The organism is Dactylosporangium sp. NPDC048998 (assembly GCF_043197855.1).
GTDB lineage: Bacteria > Actinomycetota > Actinomycetes > Mycobacteriales > Micromonosporaceae > Dactylosporangium.
Map to the genome: position 1 here is coordinate 368834 of NZ_JBICTV010000005.1, position 16687 is coordinate 385520.

The 16687-nt window shown below is 73.9% G+C and carries 18 protein-coding genes; 15 read left to right on the forward strand and 3 right to left on the reverse strand.

Features of this window, described 5'->3' with window-relative positions:
* Positions 1 to 117: 117 nt before the first annotated feature.
* The gene (locus tag ACGFI8_RS15485) at positions 118 to 1857 is read right to left on the reverse strand and encodes an IclR family transcriptional regulator C-terminal domain-containing protein (protein ID WP_392804801.1); all 1740 of its coding nucleotides are present in this window, start codon (positions 1855 to 1857) and stop codon (positions 118 to 120) included.
* A 64-nt stretch (positions 1858 to 1921) separates the two neighbouring features.
* Between ACGFI8_RS15485 and ACGFI8_RS15490 the strand changes: the two genes are divergently transcribed.
* From ACGFI8_RS15490 to ACGFI8_RS15500, 3 genes are read left to right on the forward strand one after another with little or no spacing between them, the layout of a single operon-like run.
* Positions 1922 to 2752, forward strand: a complete 831-nt coding sequence (locus tag ACGFI8_RS15490) for a CoA transferase subunit A (protein WP_392804803.1) — start codon at positions 1922 to 1924, stop codon at positions 2750 to 2752.
* On the forward strand, positions 2749 to 3528 hold the full coding sequence (locus ACGFI8_RS15495; protein ID WP_392804806.1) for a CoA-transferase subunit beta: 780 nt from the start codon (positions 2749 to 2751) through the stop codon (positions 3526 to 3528). Before ACGFI8_RS15490 ends, ACGFI8_RS15495 begins: the two co-directional genes overlap by 4 nt.
* Positions 3525 to 3710 (forward strand): hypothetical protein, encoded by a 186-nt coding sequence (locus ACGFI8_RS15500; RefSeq protein WP_392805422.1) that lies wholly within the window; start codon positions 3525 to 3527, stop codon positions 3708 to 3710. The genes ACGFI8_RS15495 and ACGFI8_RS15500 overlap by 4 nt, the downstream gene beginning before the upstream one ends.
* On the opposite strand, the gene ACGFI8_RS15505 is transcribed toward ACGFI8_RS15500, so the two are convergent.
* Positions 3679 to 4449 (reverse strand): hypothetical protein, encoded by a 771-nt coding sequence (locus ACGFI8_RS15505; RefSeq protein WP_392804808.1) that lies wholly within the window; start codon positions 4447 to 4449, stop codon positions 3679 to 3681. The genes ACGFI8_RS15500 and ACGFI8_RS15505 overlap by 32 nt on opposite strands.
* A 177-nt stretch (positions 4450 to 4626) precedes the next feature.
* On the opposite strand from ACGFI8_RS15505, the gene ACGFI8_RS15510 reads away from it, so the two are divergent.
* The 12 genes from ACGFI8_RS15510 to ACGFI8_RS15565 all read left to right on the forward strand — a co-directional run bounded on the left by ACGFI8_RS15510 (position 4627) and on the right by ACGFI8_RS15565 (position 14514).
* The gene (locus ACGFI8_RS15510; protein ID WP_392804810.1) at positions 4627 to 5076 is read left to right on the forward strand and encodes an RrF2 family transcriptional regulator; all 450 of its coding nucleotides are present in this window, start codon (positions 4627 to 4629) and stop codon (positions 5074 to 5076) included.
* A 49-nt stretch (positions 5077 to 5125) separates the two neighbouring features.
* Positions 5126 to 5548, forward strand: coding sequence for a cupin domain-containing protein (locus ACGFI8_RS15515; protein WP_392804812.1), 423 nt, complete (start codon positions 5126 to 5128; stop codon positions 5546 to 5548).
* A 34-nt stretch (positions 5549 to 5582) separates the two neighbouring features.
* Entirely contained in the window at positions 5583 to 6461 is an 879-nt protein-coding gene (locus ACGFI8_RS15520; RefSeq protein ID WP_392804814.1) for a DsbA family protein, read from the forward strand.
* 91 nt (positions 6462 to 6552) lie between these two features.
* Positions 6553 to 6627, forward strand: coding sequence for a putative leader peptide (locus tag ACGFI8_RS15525; protein WP_350544119.1), 75 nt, complete (start codon positions 6553 to 6555; stop codon positions 6625 to 6627).
* Positions 6628 to 6720: 93 nt separating this feature from the next.
* Positions 6721 to 8262: an ABC transporter substrate-binding protein gene (locus tag ACGFI8_RS15530; RefSeq protein WP_392804817.1), complete on the forward strand. Its 1542-nt coding sequence runs from the start codon at positions 6721 to 6723 to the stop codon at positions 8260 to 8262.
* The gene (locus tag ACGFI8_RS15535) at positions 8259 to 9281 is read left to right on the forward strand and encodes an ABC transporter permease (protein WP_392804820.1); all 1023 of its coding nucleotides are present in this window, start codon (positions 8259 to 8261) and stop codon (positions 9279 to 9281) included. Before ACGFI8_RS15530 ends, ACGFI8_RS15535 begins: the two co-directional genes overlap by 4 nt.
* The gene (locus ACGFI8_RS15540) at positions 9278 to 10063 is read left to right on the forward strand and encodes an ABC transporter permease (protein WP_392804822.1); all 786 of its coding nucleotides are present in this window, start codon (positions 9278 to 9280) and stop codon (positions 10061 to 10063) included. Before ACGFI8_RS15535 ends, ACGFI8_RS15540 begins: the two co-directional genes overlap by 4 nt.
* Positions 10050 to 11009, forward strand: coding sequence for an ABC transporter ATP-binding protein (locus tag ACGFI8_RS15545; RefSeq protein ID WP_392804825.1), 960 nt, complete (start codon positions 10050 to 10052; stop codon positions 11007 to 11009). Before ACGFI8_RS15540 ends, ACGFI8_RS15545 begins: the two co-directional genes overlap by 14 nt.
* Entirely contained in the window at positions 11006 to 12052 is a 1047-nt protein-coding gene (locus ACGFI8_RS15550; RefSeq protein WP_392804827.1) for an ABC transporter ATP-binding protein, read from the forward strand. The genes ACGFI8_RS15545 and ACGFI8_RS15550 overlap by 4 nt, the downstream gene beginning before the upstream one ends.
* A complete protein-coding gene (locus ACGFI8_RS15555; RefSeq protein ID WP_392804830.1) occupies positions 12049 to 13209 on the forward strand; it encodes an LLM class flavin-dependent oxidoreductase in 1161 nt (386 codons plus the stop codon). Before ACGFI8_RS15550 ends, ACGFI8_RS15555 begins: the two co-directional genes overlap by 4 nt.
* A complete protein-coding gene (locus ACGFI8_RS15560) occupies positions 13206 to 14015 on the forward strand; it encodes an alpha/beta hydrolase (RefSeq protein WP_392804832.1) in 810 nt (269 codons plus the stop codon). Before ACGFI8_RS15555 ends, ACGFI8_RS15560 begins: the two co-directional genes overlap by 4 nt.
* 13 nt (positions 14016 to 14028) lie before the next feature.
* Positions 14029 to 14514 carry a flavin reductase family protein gene (locus ACGFI8_RS15565; protein WP_392804835.1) on the forward strand — a complete coding sequence of 162 codons (486 nt, stop codon included), beginning with the start codon at positions 14029 to 14031 and terminating at the stop codon, positions 14512 to 14514.
* Positions 14515 to 14702: 188 nt separating this feature from the next.
* On the opposite strand, the gene ACGFI8_RS15570 is transcribed toward ACGFI8_RS15565, so the two are convergent.
* Complete coding sequence (locus ACGFI8_RS15570) at positions 14703 to 16670, reverse strand: discoidin domain-containing protein (protein ID WP_392804837.1); 1968 nt, start codon at positions 16668 to 16670, stop codon at positions 14703 to 14705.
* Between the last annotated feature and the right edge of the window lie 17 nt (positions 16671 to 16687).

Here is a 16687-nt window from a genome sequence, read left to right on the forward strand (position 1 = left end):
CCGAGTCGGTGCAATGAACGGGCTTGCTGCGGCGCTGGAGGCTCCTGGCTTCCCGCGTCGCAGCACCGTGTTTTCACCGCCTGCGGCGACGCCGTCCTGCCACTGATCGCAGACCGATCATCGCAGCCGCAACGGCGTGCGCGCCGAAACCACGTGCAGATCGGCTTCGATGCCGGCCGCGGCTCGGCGGAGTGCCGGCAGGAGCGTGGCGACGGTGTGCTCCGGCCCTCCTCGCCCGGTGTGCGTGGAGAGGTTCACCGCGGCCACTACGGCGCCGGTGACGTCGCGCAGTGGTACGGCGATCGAACGCAGTCCTTGCTCGAGTTCCTCGTCGACGAGCGCGTACCCGTTCGCGGCTGTCTCGCGCAGGATCTGCGCGAGCACGTCCGGGTCGGTGACGGTACGTCGTGTCAGCGGTCGCAGATCGACGCGGCCGAGCCGGGCGGCGCGCTCGCGCTCGTCCAGGCCGGCCAGCAGTACCCGCCCCATCGAGGTGGCGTAGGCGGGAAAGCGGGTACCGATGGTGATGTCCACGCTCATGATCCGGTAGGTGGGGATCCGGGCCACGTAGCGGATGTCGTCGCCGTCCAGGACCGTGGCCGAGGCGGACTCGTGCACGGCCTCGACCAGTCGTTCCAGATGCGGCTGGATGATCTGGGCGAGGTCGAGCCCGGACAGGTGGGTGTACCCGAGTTCGAGGACCCGGGGCAGCGGCCGGAACCGCGGTCCGTCCGCCGCCACGTAGCCGAGTTGCGCCAGGCTGAGCAGCGACCGTCGTGCGGTGGCGCGCGGAAGCGCGGTGGCGGCGGCCACCTCGGACAGGGTGAGCCCGCCGGTCGACGTGCCGAGCGAGGTCAGCACGGCCAGTCCACGAGCCAGCGACTGCAGGAAGCCCGCCCCCAGTTCCTTCTTCGTGGCCAGTATGGCGTCGGTCGGGGCGGCCTGGGCGAACGTCTTGGTGTCTCGCCGCTCGACGGTGTCGGTCAGAGCACGCTGCATACCGTCGGCCTCGTCGCGCAGCCTGGGCAGCACGGCCGCGGAGAGTGACTGCACGCAGTGCCGGCTGGTGTGGCTGACGACGCTCACCGCGCAGACCGCCCGCCCCGACGGGTCTGTCACCGGGACCGCCACAGCGATCAGGCCCGGTTCGATGAGCTGGTCGTCGGCCGACCAGCCGCGAGCGCTGGCCTGCTCGGTGCGGTGGGCGAACTCCGCTTCGACGGCCTCCGGGTCGGTGCTCCCGGCCCGGGCCGGGACGGCGGGGAAGGCGGCGTCGCGGGGGTCTGTGCGGCGCCGCTCGCGCCAGGCGTGCCACTGCTGTTCGGTCCAGTCGCGGGCGAACAGCGCCCCGGGCGCGCACCGCTCGGCGGGCAGCAGGTCGCCGATGCGAAAGGCCAGCGACATGGTCCGTCGCCGGGAGACCCGGGTGACGAAGCGGACGCCGTCGCCGTCGGGCACGGCGAGGGAGACCGACTCGTCGAGATCGTCGGCGAGCCGTTCGGCAAGGGGCCCGAGGGTGTCGGGGATGGCGGAACTGGTCAGGTAGGCGTTGCCCAGTTCCAGCAGGCGAGGGGTGAGCTCCATGTCGCGGCCTGCCGGACGAAGGTAGCCGAGCTGGGCGAGTGTGCCGACGACGCGGTCGACGGTGGACCGCGCGAGGCCGGTCACATGCACAAGGTCGCTGGTACGCATGCGGTGCTGGCCGGGCGAGGACATGGCGCGCAGCACGGACAGGCCGCGCTCCAGCGGCCCCACCACTGCCTCGTCCGGCGCAGGCACCGTGCCGGCCACATCGAGCGGCTGCGGGAGGTCCGGCGGCGGGTCGTTGACACCGGCTACGGGCGGGTGGAAACTCATGGCACAAATTATGAATGAAAGTTCACCAGGCGAACAAGAGGCCGCGGGGCGGCACGGGGGGACCATGGCTGACATCCGCACCCTGCACGACGCCGTGCGGGAGTTCATCCACGACGGGGACACCGTCGCCATGGAGGGCTTCACCCACCTGATCCCGTTCGCCGCCGCGCACGAGATCATCCGCCAGGGCATCACCGACCTGACGCTCATCCGCATGACGCCGGACGTGATCTACGACCAGCTCATCGGTGCCGGGCTGGTGCGCAAGCTCGTCTTCTCGTGGGGTGGCAACCCCGGGGTCGGCTCGCTGCACCGGTTCCGCGACGCCGTGGAGAACGGCTGGCCGCGACCGCTGGAGCTGGATGAGCACAGCCACGCCGGGATGGCCAACCGCTACGTCGCTGGCGCCTCCCGGCTGCCGTTCGCGGTGCTGCGCGGCTACCGGGGCAGCGACCTGGCCACCCGCACCGACACCGTGGCGACCGTCACCTGCCCCTTCACCGGCGAGGAACTGGCGGCGGTGGCCGCGGTCAATCCCGACGTGACCGTCATCCACGCCCAGCAGGCCGACCGGCACGGCAACGTCCGGCTGTGGGGCCTCGTCGGCGTGCAGAAGGAGGCGGCATTGGCGGCCGACCGGATCCTGGTCACCGTCGAGGAGATCGTCGAGGAGTTGGAGCCCCGGCCCGACGCGGTGACGCTGCCCGGCTGGGCCATCACCGCCGTCGCGCACGTGCCCGGCGGCGCGCACCCGTCCTACGCGGCCGGCTACTCGGTCCGCGACAACGACTTCTACCGAGCGTGGGATCCGATCTCGCGCGACCGGGATACCTTCCGCGCCTGGATCCGCGAACACGTCCTGGAGCAGACCGCCGAGAAGGTGGCCGCCCGATGACGTCGCCGACCCCAGCGCCGTGGACCCCCGACGAGCTGATGACCGTCAACGCCGCACGGGCACTGGCCGGCGCCCGGACCTGCTTCGTCGGGATCGGGCTGCCCAGCACCGCCGCGAACCTGGCCCGCCGCACCGGACAGCCCGGCCTCGTGCTCATCTACGAGTCGGGCACCCTCGGCTCCAAGCCCACCCGGCTGCCGCTGTCCATCGGCGACGGTGAGCTGGCCGACACCGCCGACGCGGTGGTCTCCGTCCCCGAGATCTTCAACTACTGGCTGCAGGCCGGCCGCGTCGACGTCGGCTTCCTCGGCGCCGCCCAGGTCGACCGGCACGCCAACATCAACACCACCCTCGTCGACCGTGGGCCCGGCCGGGCACCCGGCCGCCTGCCCGGTGCCGGTGGCGCGCCCGAGATCGCGGCCAACTGCGGTCGGGTCCTCATGGTGCTGCGGCACTCCACCCGCAACCTCGTGGAGAAGCTGGACTTCGTCACGACCGTCGGCCACGGCTCGGGCCCCGGCGACCGGGCCCGGCTCGGGCTGCGCGGGGCCGGACCGGTCGCGGTGATCACCGACCTCGGTGTCCTGCGCCCCGACCCGGCCACCGCCGAACTGGTGCTGACCGACGTGCACCCCGGCGTGAGCGTGGCGCAGGTCCGGGACGCCACCGGCTGGCAGCTCAAGGTCGGCGCCACCGTCGCCACCACCGAGCCGCCCACCGGCGACGAACTCGCCGCGCTGCGCGCCCTGCAGGCCCCCGGAGGGAGCGCCTCGTGACCGACCGCCTCCGCGACGTGTCCATCGTCGACGCCGTGCGAACCCCGATCGGCAAGTACGGCGGCGCGCTCGCCGGCATCCGCCCCGACGACCTGGCCGCCCACGTCGTGCGCGCCCGCGCGAAGCGCGCGCCAGGCCAGGAGCGGCAGGCTATTCGTGTGGCAGCAGGAAGCGCCAGCTGAGCTGGGCCCGGCGGCCGTCGGGCAGCCGGAAGAGCGGCCATTGCGCCTGGTCCGGCCGGGGTACCGCCTTGATCAGGGCCGGCGCTGAGCGGTCGCGCAGGTCCATCCGCGTCACGAACTCGTCCTTGCGGAAGTGTGGCACGGGCACGCCCGCCGGCCAGTTCGAGACCGGCACCGTCGTGGGCTGCGCCGGCTCGAGGAGGGTCGCGACGAGCCGCACCGCGTCCGGGCGCCACGGGGTGCCCGAGCGGTTCGCCCGCTCGCGCAGCTGCGTCAGGTGGTCCAGCAGCGAGTAGGCCGGCGGCGGGTACGCCCTGTCGCGCCGCGTCTCCTCCAGGCCGTCGAACGACAGGCGCAACCGCCGGCCGTTCGTCCGCGCGGTGATCACCGTCGACGGCACGTCCGCGACGATCGGCGCGCCCGGGCGGCGGCGCGCGTTGGCCGGGTCCCGCAGGACCGTCGTGGCGCGGTTGCGCAGCGAGCGCAGGTCGCCCGCGCCGATGCGCAGCCGCTTCGCCGCGTCGGCGATGAGCACCCCGTCGTCGTACGCGACCAGCCGAGGCGCCCGCAGCAGCGTCCAGCAGGCCGGCACGAACCCGCCGGCGAGCTCCCAGGTCAGCATCGGCTGCGGGCGGCGGCCCGCCTCCGGATCCACGGCGGCGATCGCGGCGGCCGCGCCCCCGACCGCGGTCGTGACGCCGACGGCGCCGGCCGCCACCAGCAGGCTCCTGCGGTTCATGGTCTCGAAGCTCCCGTCCGTCCGGGCCTCGCGCCCGGTCATCACCGGCTTCAACGACAAATCGGTCAAAAAGACTCAAAATCCGGCAGCCGTACCGCGGGAGCCAATGGATATAAACCAGAGCACCTTGATATGGTTTTCCGGCCAACCACTCCCGCTGCTGGAGGACGTGCCGCGATGCGCATCTCGGCGAAGGCGGACTACGCGATCCGCGCCCTGGTCGAACTGGCCGCGGACGCGGGCCGCCCGCTGGTGTGCGAGGGGATCGCCGCGGCGCAGCACATCCCCTACCGCTTCCTCAAGTCGATCATGCGGGACCTGCGCCGCGCCGGCCTGGTGCGTAGCCAGCGCGGCTGCGAGGGCGGCTACTGGCTGGGCCGCGCCGCCGCCGACATCACCCTCGCCGACGTGGTCGGCGCCGTCGACGGCGAACTGCTCACCGTGCACGGCGCGAGCCCGGACGATCCGGCCGACGCGACCCGGGCGCCCGCGGTGACGGCGGTGTGGCGGGCCGTCCAGGCGCGCACGGAGGAGATCCTCACCGGCGTGACGCTCGCGGACCTGCTGACCGAGACGCCCCCCGAGCCGGCCGCGACGCTACTCGGCCTGGTGCCCGCGCGTGCCTGACCACGCTTGAGAAGAGCGCCCGCCCGGGCGCCATAAAAAGGAGATCCGCATGACCGACCACTGGCACGCCCCGCTGCGCCACATCAAGGGCGCGGAGCTGAGCGGCGACACCCGGCAGACGTCGGGCATGACGCGCCTGGAGGCGATCTCCGGCAAGACGGTCGGCTCGGACAAGCTGTGGATGGGCCGCACCCACGTCGCCCCGGCCACCAGCTCCGGCGACCACCACCACGGCGAGGCCGAGACCGCCATCTACGTCGTTTCCGGCCACCCGGTCTTCGTCTTCGCCGAGGGCGACGCCGAGGTACGCCTGGAGACCGAGCCCGGCGACTACATCTTCGTCCCGCCGTACGTGCCCCACCGCGAGGAGAACCCGGGCGCCGAGGAGGCCGTGGTCGTCATCGCCCGCAGCAGCCAGGAGGGTGTCGTCGTCAACCTGCCGAGCCTGTGGACGCCGGTCGAGCGCCCGTGAGCGGTCCGGAGCGGAGCGGAGCGGAGGTGTCGGCGTGACGGCTCTGTCCGTCGTCGAGTACACCGACCCCATGTGCCCGTGGGCCTGGGGCTCGGAGCCGACGTTCCGGTACCTGCGCGCCGCCTTGGGCGGTGCCGCCGGTGCGGCCTGGCGCCGCGTGTTCGGCATCCTCTTCGACGACGGCGACGATCCGGCGCCGGACCCGGCGGCGGAGACGGCCTGGTACCACCGGCACATCCAGGAGATCGCCGGGCACACGGGCGCGCCCTGGCCGGCGCGCCTGGAGCGGGTCGCGCTGTCGAGCCGGCCGTCGTCGCTGGCGGCACTGGCGGCGCGGGAGCAGGGGAGCGCCGTCGCCGACCGGGTGCTGCGCCGGCTGCGCGAGACCGTCTTCGTCCTCGGGGAGCCGGCCGACACCGAGGAGCGGGTGCTGTCCGCCGTCCGTGGCGTGCCGGGCCTGGACGTCGCGCGGCTCGCCGCGGAGATGCGCGCGCGGCGGACCGGGCAGGCGCTGGGCCGGGACCGGCGCGAGGCCCGCCGCCCCGACCCCGAGGTGGTCGGGCTCACCGGGCCGGGCCCGCACCCGGGCGCCGCCAAGCCGGCCCGAGGCGGCCGGCGCTACGGGTTTCCCACCATCGTGTTCACCGGACCTCGTGGGCGCGCGATCGTGCCCGGCTGGCGGCCCCTCGCCGGCTATCTGGAGGCCGCGGAGCGGGTCGCGCCGGGGTGCGTGCGCGCGGCGGCGCCGATGGGGGACCTGGCCGCCCACCGCAGCCTCACCGGGCCGGAGGTCCGCCTGTTGCTGGGCGCCGACGCCCCGCCGCCGGGCGCCGTGGAGGTGCGCACCGCGGGCGGACCGGTGTTCCTCGACCCGGACGAGGCCGCCACCCATCCTGCCACACGCGGGCGCTAATTCCTATTAAACCCATCGGGTTCATCTCAATAAATAGGACACATCCCGATGGCTATTGACGAGAGTTCCGGCGCCTCCGCATGATGGGCCCATGACCTCGACCCACCCTGGCGTGGCGCGTCGCTACGTCGATCTCCGGCGCACGGCCAGCGCCCTCTGTCGATAGGTCATTCCCCGGCGCACCTCGACCTTTCCCCGCGCCCGCCCCCGGCGGGTGTGCTCCCGTGCCTCCTCATGCTTTCGAAAGGCATCCGTTCTCATGAATTCCTCTGTCGATCTGAGCCGCCGGTCGTTCCTCGGCCTGGGCGCCGCGCTGGGCGCCGCGACGCTGCTCGCCGCCTGCGGCGACGGGACCACCGGCCCCGGCGCCGCGGGCGGAGCGGGCGGCACCCTCAAGTGGGGCTGGGCCCTGCCCACCAGTTGGGACCCGGTCACCTCGTCGGCCGGCTGGGACGTGCACGTGCTGTCGCTCGTCTACGCCGGGCTCACCAAGCTCGACGAGAAGGGCGCCGCGGTGCCGGCCCTCGCCACCGGCTGGAAGTACAACGCCGACGGCACCGAGGTCACCTTCGCCCTGCGGCCCGGCCTCACGTTCAGCGACGGCACGCCGCTGGACGCCGCCGCGGTCAAGAAGAGCCTCGAGCGCGGCCGCGACCTCCCCAAGTCGCTCGTCGGCCCGCAGCTGGTCAACGTCAAGGAGATCGCGGCACCGGACAGCGGTACCGTCACCATCAGGCTCGGCGTCCCCGACTTCCAGATCCCCAACCTGCTCGCCGGCAAGACCGGCATGATCGTGAGCCCCACGGCGTTCACCACCGCCCCCGACGCGCTGGCCACCAAGCCCGCCGGCGCCGGACCGTTCACGCTCACGTCGTACACCCAGAACGCCAAGGCGGTGCTGACCCGCAACCCCGCATACTGGGACGCGGCCAGCATCAAGCTGCAGGGGTTCGAGGCCTATCCGCTGCCGGAGGCGGCCACCGTCGTCGCCGCCCTGCAGTCCGGGCAGTACGACGTCGCCCAGATCCCCGGCAGCCAGGTCGAGGCGGCGAAGGCGGCCGGCCTGCAGGTCCAGGTCATCCCTTCGCTCGTCGTCGCCACCCTCGACGTCAACATCGGCAAGAAGCCGTTCGACGACCCGAAGGTCGTCGAGGCGCTGCACTACGCCGTGGACCGCGCCGCGCTGCTCAAGACCGCGCAGTTCGGCCACGGCGAGGTCGCCTACCAGCCCTTCCCGAAGGGCTACGCGGGGTACAACCCGGCGCTGGACGGCATCTACGCCTACAACCCGGACAAGGCCAGGCAGCTGCTCGCCGAGTCCTCCTACCAGGGCGCGCCGGTCGACCTGGTCATCACCACCGCCGCCGCGGCCGGCGTGCCCGAGCAGCTGCAGTCCCAGCTGCAGGCCGCCGGGTTCAAGCCGACCATCGAGGTGATCCCGCAGGCCCAGTTCACCCAGCTGGTCTACGTGCAGCACTCCCGGGCGCTGTCCGTCGACCAGTTCGCCGGGCGCGACTCCGCCGTGCAGGCCTTCCAGGTGCTCTTCGGCAAGGAGGGCCTGATGAACCCGGGCCGCGTCCAGCCGCCGGAGCTCACCGACGCCCTGGCGAAGGTGAGCCGCACGCCGCTGGACGACCCGAAGTACCCGACCGCGCTGCAGGAGGCGACGGCGACCGCCGTGCGCACCATGCCCAACGTCTTCCTCTACACCGTCCCGCGCATCCTCGCCCGCCGCACGGGCGTCTCCGCCATCCCCGAGTTCACCGCCGTGCAGCGCTTCGAGGGGGTGACCGTGTCATGACCACGTTGCTGGAGCGGCCGCAGGCGCCGGCGCGGGCGCCCGCGGCGGCGGCGCCGGCGGGCGGCCGGACGCGGCGGCGCCGGGGCTGGATCGGCGCGCTGGCCACACCGGTCGTTGTGTTCCTGTTCTCGTCGCTGCTCACGTTCGGGCTCGGCGCGCTGTCGCCGAGCAACCCGGCCGCGGCCGTGCTCGGCGAGACCGCGACCCCGGCCGACATCGCGCGGATGAACCACGAGTTCGGGCTCGACCGGCCGTTCCTCGTGCAGTACCTCGACTGGCTCGGCGGCGCCCTCACCGGCGACCTCGGCCGCTCGTACTTCACCACGATCCCCGTCGCCGACAGCATCTCCGCCGCGCTGCCCGTGGATCTGGCGCTCGCCGGCCTGGCCGTGCTCCTCGCCGTGCTGCTGGGCGGCGCCGCCGGCATCGGCGCCGCCCTGCGCCGGGGCGGCCGGCTCGACCGGGCCGTCACGCTCGTCGCCTCCGCGCTGGGCACGCTGCCACCGTTCGTCGTCGGCATCGGCCTCGTGGTGATCTTCTCGGTGCTGCTCAAGGCGCTGCCGGCCGGCGGCTACGTGGGCCCGGAGCACGGGTTGCTGCCCTGGCTGCGCTTCGCGATCCTGCCCGCGCTCGCGCTCAGCCTCGACATCGCCGCGTCCATCGCCCGGCAGCTGCGCACCTCCCTCGTCGCGCAGCTCGGCGAGAACTACGTCACCGGCGCCGTCGTGCGCGGCCTCGGGGCCCGGCGGGTGCTGTTCCGCCACGCGCTGCGCAACGCGATCGGCCCGGCCCTCACCGTGCTCGGCATCGGCGTGCCGATGGTCCTCGGCGGCGCCGTCGTCACCGAGAAGATCTTCAACCTGCCGGGCCTGGCCCAGCTGACCCTGCAGGCCTCCGCGCAGCACGACGTGCCGCTCATCCAGGGCACCCTGCTCGTCACCGTCACCGTCGTGCTGATCTGCAACACCCTCGTCAACCTGGCGCTGCTGCGCCTCACCCCGCAGGGGCGGCGGTCATGAGGCGCCTCGCGCTCGCCGCGCTCGCCGTCGTCGCGCTGCTGGCCGTCGCCGGCGGCCTGCTGGCCCCGCACGACCCGCTGGCGCAGGACCCCGACCTGGCCCTGCACGCGCCCACCTGGGCGCACCCGTTCGGCACCGACTACCTCGGCCGCGACGTGTTCAGCCGGCTGCTCGCCGGCACCGGCAGCACGGTCGTCGCCGCCGTGGAGAGCGTCGGCGTCGGGCTGCTGCTCGGCGTCGTGCCCGGCCTGGCCTCGCTGTGGCTCGGCCGGGGCGTCGAGTGGGTGCTGCTGCGCGCGGCGGACGCGCTGATGACCCTGCCGTTCATCGTGTTCGCCGTGGCCGTCACCGGCATCCTCGGCAACGGCCTCACCCAGGCGATGATCGCGATCGGCATGCTGTTCGCGCCGCTGTTCTTCCGGGTCACCCGGGCCGCCGGGCTCGCGCTCACCCGGGCGCAGTACGTCGAGGCCGCCGAGCTCTTCGGCGCCTCCCGCGGCCGGATCCTGCGCACCCACGTCTGGGGCAAGGTCCTGCCGACCGTCGCCGTCACCGCCGCCCAGGCCACCGGCGGCGCGCTGCTGGCCGTGTCGTCGCTGACGTTCCTCGGCATCGGCGTCCAGCCGCCCGCGCCGACCTGGGGCGGCGTCCTCGCCAGCGACCTGGGATTCCTCGCCCAGCAGCCGTGGGCGCCGGTCATCCCGGCCGCGCTCATCGCGCTCACCGTCGCCGCGCTCAACACCCTCGCCGACGACCGGGGGGCGCTCCGTGCTGCGCGTTGACGATCTGCACGTCACCGTCGGCCGGGATCTGGAGGCGGTACGCCAGGTCTCCCTCACCGTCGGCCCGGGCGAGTCGCTCGGCCTCGTCGGCGAGTCCGGCTCCGGCAAGACCCTCACCTGCCGCGCCGTGCTCGGCGTGCTGCCGCCCGGCGTCGCCGTCTCCGGCGGCCGCATCGCGCTCGGCGACACCGAGCTGACCTCGCTGGACCGCCGGGGCTGGGACCGCATCCGCGGCAACCGGATCGCCGCGGTCTTCCAGGACCCGGCCTCGTACCTCAACCCCTCACTGACCGTCGGCCGTCAGCTCGCCGAGCAGCTGCGCCTCAAGCGCGGCCTGCCCCGCGGCGAGACCCGCGCCGCCGCCGTCGAGCTGCTCGAGGCGATGGGCATCCGCCGCGCCCCGGCCGTCTTCGACCAGTACCCGCACGAGCTGTCCGGCGGCATGCTGCAGCGCACCCTCATCGCCATCGCCGTCGCCGGGCGGCCCGATCTGCTCGTCGCCGACGAGGCCACCACCGCGCTCGACCCGGCCGTGCAGGCCGAGGTGCTCGACCTGCTGCGGCAGCTGCGCGAGGAGCGCGGCCTGGCCCTGCTGCTGGTCAGCCACGACCTCGCCGTCGTCGCCGAGGTCTGCGACCGGGTCGCGGTCTTCTACGCCGGTGAGATCGTCGAGCACGGCCCGACCGCCGAGGTCATCGCCAACCCCCGGCACCCGTACACCGAGGCGCTGCTGCGCGTCGCGTCGCTGGGCGACTGGCGCCGCCGCGACCTGGAGGTGATCCCCGGCCGCCCGCCCGAGCTCGGCGCCTTCTCCACCGGCTGCCGCTTCGCCGAGCGCTGCGCGCACTTCACCGAGCGGTGCGGCGCGCCGGTGCCACTGTCCACCGTGGACGGCCGGACGGTGCGCTGCCACCGGGCCGCCGAGCTGGCGCTGGTGGGCGCATGAAGACCCTGCTGGACATCCAGGACCTGACCGTCGAGTACGACCGGCACCGGGTGCTCGACGGGGTGAGCCTGGCCGTGCGTACCGGCGAGATCCTCGGCATCATCGGCGAGACCGGGTCCGGTAAGACCACGCTCGCCCGCGCCGTGGCCGGGCTCGCCCCCGTCCGCGGCGGCCGGGTCGCCTTCGACGGCACCGACCTCACCGCCCTGCGCGGCCGGTCGCTGCGCGCGTGGCGGCGCACCGGGGCGCTGCAGTACGTCTTCCAGGACCCGCTGCGCGCCCTCGACCCGCAGCACACCGTGGCCGCCGCGGTGGGGGAGGGCCTCGCCGTCGCCGGCGGGCGGCGCCCGGCCGAGATCGCCGAGCGGGTCGCCGCCGCGCTGACCCGCGTCGGCCTCGACCCGGCCCTCGCGTCGCGCCGGCCGGGCGAGATCTCCGGCGGCCAGCGCCAGCGCGTCCTGCTCGCCCGCGCCCTGGCCGTCGGCCCGCGGCTGCTGCTGTGCGACGAGCCGGTCTCGGCGCTGGACGCCTCCAACCGCAACCACGTGCTGCGGCTGCTCGCCGGCCTGCGCGACACCGCCGGCGTGACCGTCGTCGTCATCACCCACGACCTGAGCTCCCTCGCGGGCATCGCCGACCGGGTCGCCGTGCTCTACGGCGGCAGCCTCGTCGAGCACGGCCCGATCGAGGACGTGCTCACCGCGCCGCGGCACCCGTACACGGCGCTGCTGGCCGCCTCCTCGCCCAGCGTCCGCCGAGAGCACCCGGTCCCGGCCGCCCGGCTGCGCGGCCCCGGCGACGGCGTGACGCACGCCGGCGGGTGCGCGTACGCGGCCAGGTGCCCCTTCGCCACCGCCGAGTGCGCCACCGCGCCGGAACTGTCGAGTGTGGACGGTGACCGCGCGGTCGCCTGCCACCACGCCGGCACCTGGCGGGCTCGGCTCGGCATCGGCGCCCACATCCACACACCGCAGGACGACACCATCCTGACCGCGGCCGGTAGGGCCGCGCTGTCCCGGTTCGGAAAGGAACCCAACCCATGACCTCGGTCGAGTTCATCGGCATGATCGGCACGCAGCACGCCTCCGAGATCCACGCGCCGGGCGGGCCGGTCGTCGACCCGGCGTACACCCGCCGCTTCGCCCGCGCCCACGAGGACGCCGGCTTCGACCGGATCCTCATCGGATACGGCTCCGGATGGCCCGAGGGCGGCCAGGTCGCCGCCCACGTGGCCGCCCACACCGAGCGGCTCGGCCTGCTCGTCGCGCACCGCCCCGGCTTCGTCGCGCCCACCCTCGCCGCGCGCACGTTCGCGACCCTGGACCAGTTCAGCGGCGGCCGGGTCGCGGTGCACACCATCACCGGCGGCAACGACCACGAGCAGCGGCGCGACGGCGACTACCTGGGCAAGGACGAGCGCTACGGGCGTACCGACGAATACCTGGAGATCCTGCGCCGCGCCTGGTCCTCGCCCGAGCCGTTCGACTACGACGGCACGTACTACCGGTTCGCGGACTTCTCCGCCCACGTCCAGCCGGCGCACCGGATTCCGCTGTACTTCGGCGGGTCCTCCGAGGCCGCGTACCGGGTCGGCGGCAAGCACGCGGACACCTTCGCGCTGTGGGGCGAACCGCTGCGGGAGACCGCCGAGCAGATCGCCTCGGTCCGCGCCGCCGCGGCCGCCGCCGGGCGCACCGACGTGCCCGGCATCAGCGTCTCGTTCCGCCCGATCCTCGGCCCGACCGAGGAGCTCGCGTGGGAGCGCGCGCACGCGATCCTCGACACCATCACGACCGGCCGCGCCAACTGGCCGAAGCGGGCCTGGGGCACCGACGGCCCCCCGCAGAACGCCGGCTCGCAGCGCCTGCTCGCCGCCGCCGCGAAGGGCGATCTGCACGACCGTGCACTGTGGACAGCCACCGCGAAGGCGTCGGGCGCGGCCGGCAACTCGACCGCGCTCGTCGGCACCCCGGAGACCGTCGCGCAGGCCCTCTTGGACTACGTTGACATCGGCGTGACCACCCTGCTGATCCGCGGCTACGACCCGCTCGACGACGCCATCGACTACGGCCGCCATCTGCTCCCGTTGGTACGCCAGGAGCTCGCCCACCGCGCCGCCTCGTCCACGCCGGCCTCGTCCACAGCGTCTTCGTCCACAGCCTCGTCGGGTGCCGAGCCGGTCGCGGCGGGTGCCCGGTGACCGCCTCCGTCAGTTCGTCCGCCGGCACCTCGGTCGGGGCGCCCGTCGTCGCCGGCGCCCGCTGGGACCCGCCGGCCGCGATCGCCGTGCGCGGCACCGTCCTGCTGCTGCCCGGCCGCGGCGAGCACGCCGGGGTGTACGACCGCTTCGGCCGCCGCCTCGCCGCGGACGGCTACGCGGTGCGCTCGGCCACGCCGGAGACGGTCCCCGCCGTGGCCGCGGAAGCGGTCGCCCCGCTCGTGCTGGCCGGCTCCGACACCGGCGCCCTGCACGCCCTGGCCCTCGCCGAGACGGTCCAGGCCGCCGGCGTGATCGCGGCCGGCGTGCCGTGGGCGGCCCCGCGCGCCGGGGGCTCCCCGGATCAGGGCTCCTTGGATCGGGGCTCCCCGGATCGGGGCTTCCTCGATCGGGGCTTCCTCGATCGGGGCTTCCTCGACTGGGGTGACGAGCTGGAGGCCCGCAGCGCCTGCCCGACCCACCGGGCCCGCCTGGAGGCCGACGGCGGCTTCGAGCGCGGCACTCTCGCCGAGCCGGTGCCGCGGGCGCTCGTCGAGGCGGTCGACCCGGCCGCGATCGCCGTACCCGTCCTGCTCGTGCACGGCGAGGCCGACCCGGTCGCGCCGCTGAGCGGCGCGCGGGACCTGGCCGCCCGGCTGGCCCGGGCGGAGCTCGCCACCGTGCGCGACGGCCGGCATGACGCGCTCAACGACATCACCCACCGCACCGTGGCCGCCCACGTCGTGCAATGGCTGGAACGCCTGCGCGCCGACCCGGCGTCCGTCGCCGCGATCCTCACCGTCTCGTAAAAGGGGGTACCCCATGCCCGCCACGACCACGATCGACGCCGACCTGTTCCGCTCCCTGTTGCGCCGGCACGCGGCCGGGGTCGTCGTGATCACCGCCGGCGGCCACCCCCGCCCGGCGGGCTTCACGGCGACGTCGTTCACCTCGGTGTCTCTCGACCCGCCGCTGGTGTCGTTCTGCCTGGACCGCCGCTCGTCGAGCTGGCCGGCCCTGGAGCAGGCGGCGCACGTCGGGGTGCATGTCCTGACCGAGTCCCAGGAGGAGCTGGCGCGGCGCTTCGCCACGAGCGGCATCGACCGCTTCGCGGCGCCGTTGCGCTGGCATCCGGGCCCGCACGGCGTCCCCGTCCTGGAGGGCGCCCTGGCGGTCCTGGTGTGCCGGGTGGCCGAGCGGGTCCACGCGGGCGACCACGCGATCGTGCTGGCCGAGCCGATCCACGGCGAACACTCCGACGGCGCCCCGCTGCTGTACCACAACGGCCGCTACCTCAAGGCCGCCTGACGTCCGCGCTATTCCCGGATGTGTCCGACATTTCCGGTATACGCGGAGCTGGCGGCGGGTGGCGGCCGGACGCCTGGCCGCCACCCGCCTGTTTCGGGGTTGGTGTCGTTCCCGGGCCCGTCGGCGTCGAGCCCGGGCACTGCGCCCCATCCGCGCCCGGCCTTCGGCGGCGGCCGGGCGCGGACGTCTCAGCCGCTGTAGACGCGGAACTCCGAGCACTGGCCGGCCGGCCAGCCGGTGTTCGCCGTGAAGGTCAGCCGCACGTAACGGGCCGTGGCCGCGGCGAAGGTGATCGTCACGGTGTTGCCCGTCGCGGGGTTGAAGGTGTACCCGGCCGACGGCACGATCGTGGTGAACGTCCCGCCGTCGGTGCTCCCGCTCACCGACAGGGTCTGCGTGCGCGTGGCCCAGGACGACTGCGGCGGCAGGGTCAGCACGATGCGGCGCGTGGTCATCGCGGAGCCCAGATCGACCTGCAGCCACTGCGGCCACACGTTGTTGGCGCTCTCCCAGTAGGTGCCGGTGTTGCCGTCGACGGCGTTGGCGCTGCCGTACACCTGCGTGTGGCTGCTCTCGGACGTCGGGCGGCCGGCGGCGAGGTTGGTGGTGTTGTCCGGCGCCGCGGCCGTGGTCGCGGTGACGGCGTTGGAGGCGCCGGAGGCGTTGCCGGCCGCGTCGAAGGCGGCGACCGTGAACGTGTACGCGGTCGAGGCCGTCAGGCCGGTGACGGTGAAGGCCAGGGTCGTGGTGGTACCGATGACCGTGCTCGTGGAGCCCGACAACCGCGAGACGCGGTATCCGGCGACCCCGACGTTGTCCGTGGAGGCATTCCAGGCGAGCGCGACCGTCGTGTCCGTGGTGCCCGTGACGCGCAGGTTGCCGGGCACCGTCGGCGGGGTCTGGTCGGGGCCGGTGGGGAAGGGCACCGTGAACCGGGCCTCGGTCAGCGCGATCTGGCCCTTGAGCATCCGGCCGCCGTCGTTGGTCAGGCGCAGGTAGTAGTCGGACGAGCACGGGGTGCCGTCCTCGTCGAGGGCGCGCATCCCGGAGTTGGTGGGCTGCCAGGCCGCGCTCTCGGCGGTCTTGGCGATCTGGTTGCCCTCGTTGAACTCGTCGAACATCGAGATGTAGACGCTCTGCACGCCGGCGCGGGTGTGGTTGTAGAACTGCCGCCACATCAGCTCGCCGTGGCGGCGGTGGCCGGCCGCGAGGTCGCCGGGGATCACGCACGGCTGGTAGTCGATCCCGCGGGCGTTGAGGTCGGCGAGGTCGGGCAGCACGCGGTTGGTGTAGAACCAGTCGGCGCCGGCGTTGTCGCTGATCCGGCCGACCATCCACGGCGAGATCATGTTGAAGGCGTGGTACACGTCGATGAATCCGGCTCGCGAGTCGTCCGTGCCCAGGCGCCAGTGGGTGGGCACGCCGCCGATCACGTAGCACCCCTGCGCCTTGAACCAGTTGATCACATCGAGGCACGCGGCCGGCGCGAACGGGCGGCCGTCGTCGTTGAACCCGAAGCCCCAGATGCACACGACGGGCTTTCCGTTCTGCCTGGCGTACGCCGGGGAGGCTGTATGGGCGGACATCTTGTTCGTCCAGTCGGTCTTGATCTCGCCCTGCATGTTCAGCCACCAGGTGACGTCGTACATGACGTAGAACTTGCGGCCGTACGCCTCGGCCGCCTGCCGCACCTTCTGGGCCATCGCGTCGCGGGTCGCCCCCTCGCCCCCGTTGGGGTTGAAGCGCTGCAGCGCGGCCGTGTCGCACCCGTTCTGCTGCATCCACCGGAAGTGGGTGTCGACCGTCTGCTGGTCGTACGACGAGAACAGGTTCGCCGGCTGGCCGTTGCCGAGGTTGGCGAAGTTGGTGCGGTACCCCTTGGTGAAGTCGCGCATGTCCGGCCAGCAGGTGATCGAGCAGGCGCCCGGGGCGGGGCTCTGCGACCAGTTCGGGCTGTAGTGCCACCAGCCGTTGATCGGGGCGCCGTCGCCGATGCAGGCGAACCACCCCTGGTAGCCGACGGTGACCTTGCCGACGACGTCCCCGGGCGGGCTGGCGGCGAACGCGGTGCCGGCGCCGGCCGAACCGAGCGGCAGCGCGCCGGCGGCGGCCCCGACGAGCGAGGTGGCGATGACGGAGCGGCGGGAAACTCCCATGTGGACTCCTCGGGTGT

Bases quoted from the DNA above. Each gene is read 5' to 3' on its own strand.
- ACGFI8_RS15485 (WP_392804801.1), bottom strand. From the start codon at position 1,857: ATGAGTTTCCACCCGCCCGTAGCCGGTGTCAACGACCCGCCGCCGGAC.
- ACGFI8_RS15490 (WP_392804803.1), top strand. From the start codon at position 1,922: ATGGCTGACATCCGCACCCTGCACGACGCCGTGCGGGAGTTCATCCAC.
- ACGFI8_RS15495 (WP_392804806.1), top strand. From the start codon at position 2,749: ATGACGTCGCCGACCCCAGCGCCGTGGACCCCCGACGAGCTGATGACC.
- ACGFI8_RS15505 (WP_392804808.1), bottom strand. From the start codon at position 4,449: ATGAACCGCAGGAGCCTGCTGGTGGCGGCCGGCGCCGTCGGCGTCACG.
- ACGFI8_RS15510 (WP_392804810.1), top strand. From the start codon at position 4,627: ATGCGCATCTCGGCGAAGGCGGACTACGCGATCCGCGCCCTGGTCGAA.
- ACGFI8_RS15515 (WP_392804812.1), top strand. From the start codon at position 5,126: ATGACCGACCACTGGCACGCCCCGCTGCGCCACATCAAGGGCGCGGAG.
- ACGFI8_RS15530 (WP_392804817.1), top strand. From the start codon at position 6,721: ATGAATTCCTCTGTCGATCTGAGCCGCCGGTCGTTCCTCGGCCTGGGC.
- ACGFI8_RS15535 (WP_392804820.1), top strand. From the start codon at position 8,259: ATGACCACGTTGCTGGAGCGGCCGCAGGCGCCGGCGCGGGCGCCCGCG.
- ACGFI8_RS15540 (WP_392804822.1), top strand. From the start codon at position 9,278: ATGAGGCGCCTCGCGCTCGCCGCGCTCGCCGTCGTCGCGCTGCTGGCC.
- ACGFI8_RS15550 (WP_392804827.1), top strand. From the start codon at position 11,006: ATGAAGACCCTGCTGGACATCCAGGACCTGACCGTCGAGTACGACCGG.
- ACGFI8_RS15555 (WP_392804830.1), top strand. From the start codon at position 12,049: ATGACCTCGGTCGAGTTCATCGGCATGATCGGCACGCAGCACGCCTCC.
- ACGFI8_RS15565 (WP_392804835.1), top strand. From the start codon at position 14,029: ATGCCCGCCACGACCACGATCGACGCCGACCTGTTCCGCTCCCTGTTG.
- ACGFI8_RS15570 (WP_392804837.1), bottom strand. From the start codon at position 16,670: ATGGGAGTTTCCCGCCGCTCCGTCATCGCCACCTCGCTCGTCGGGGCC.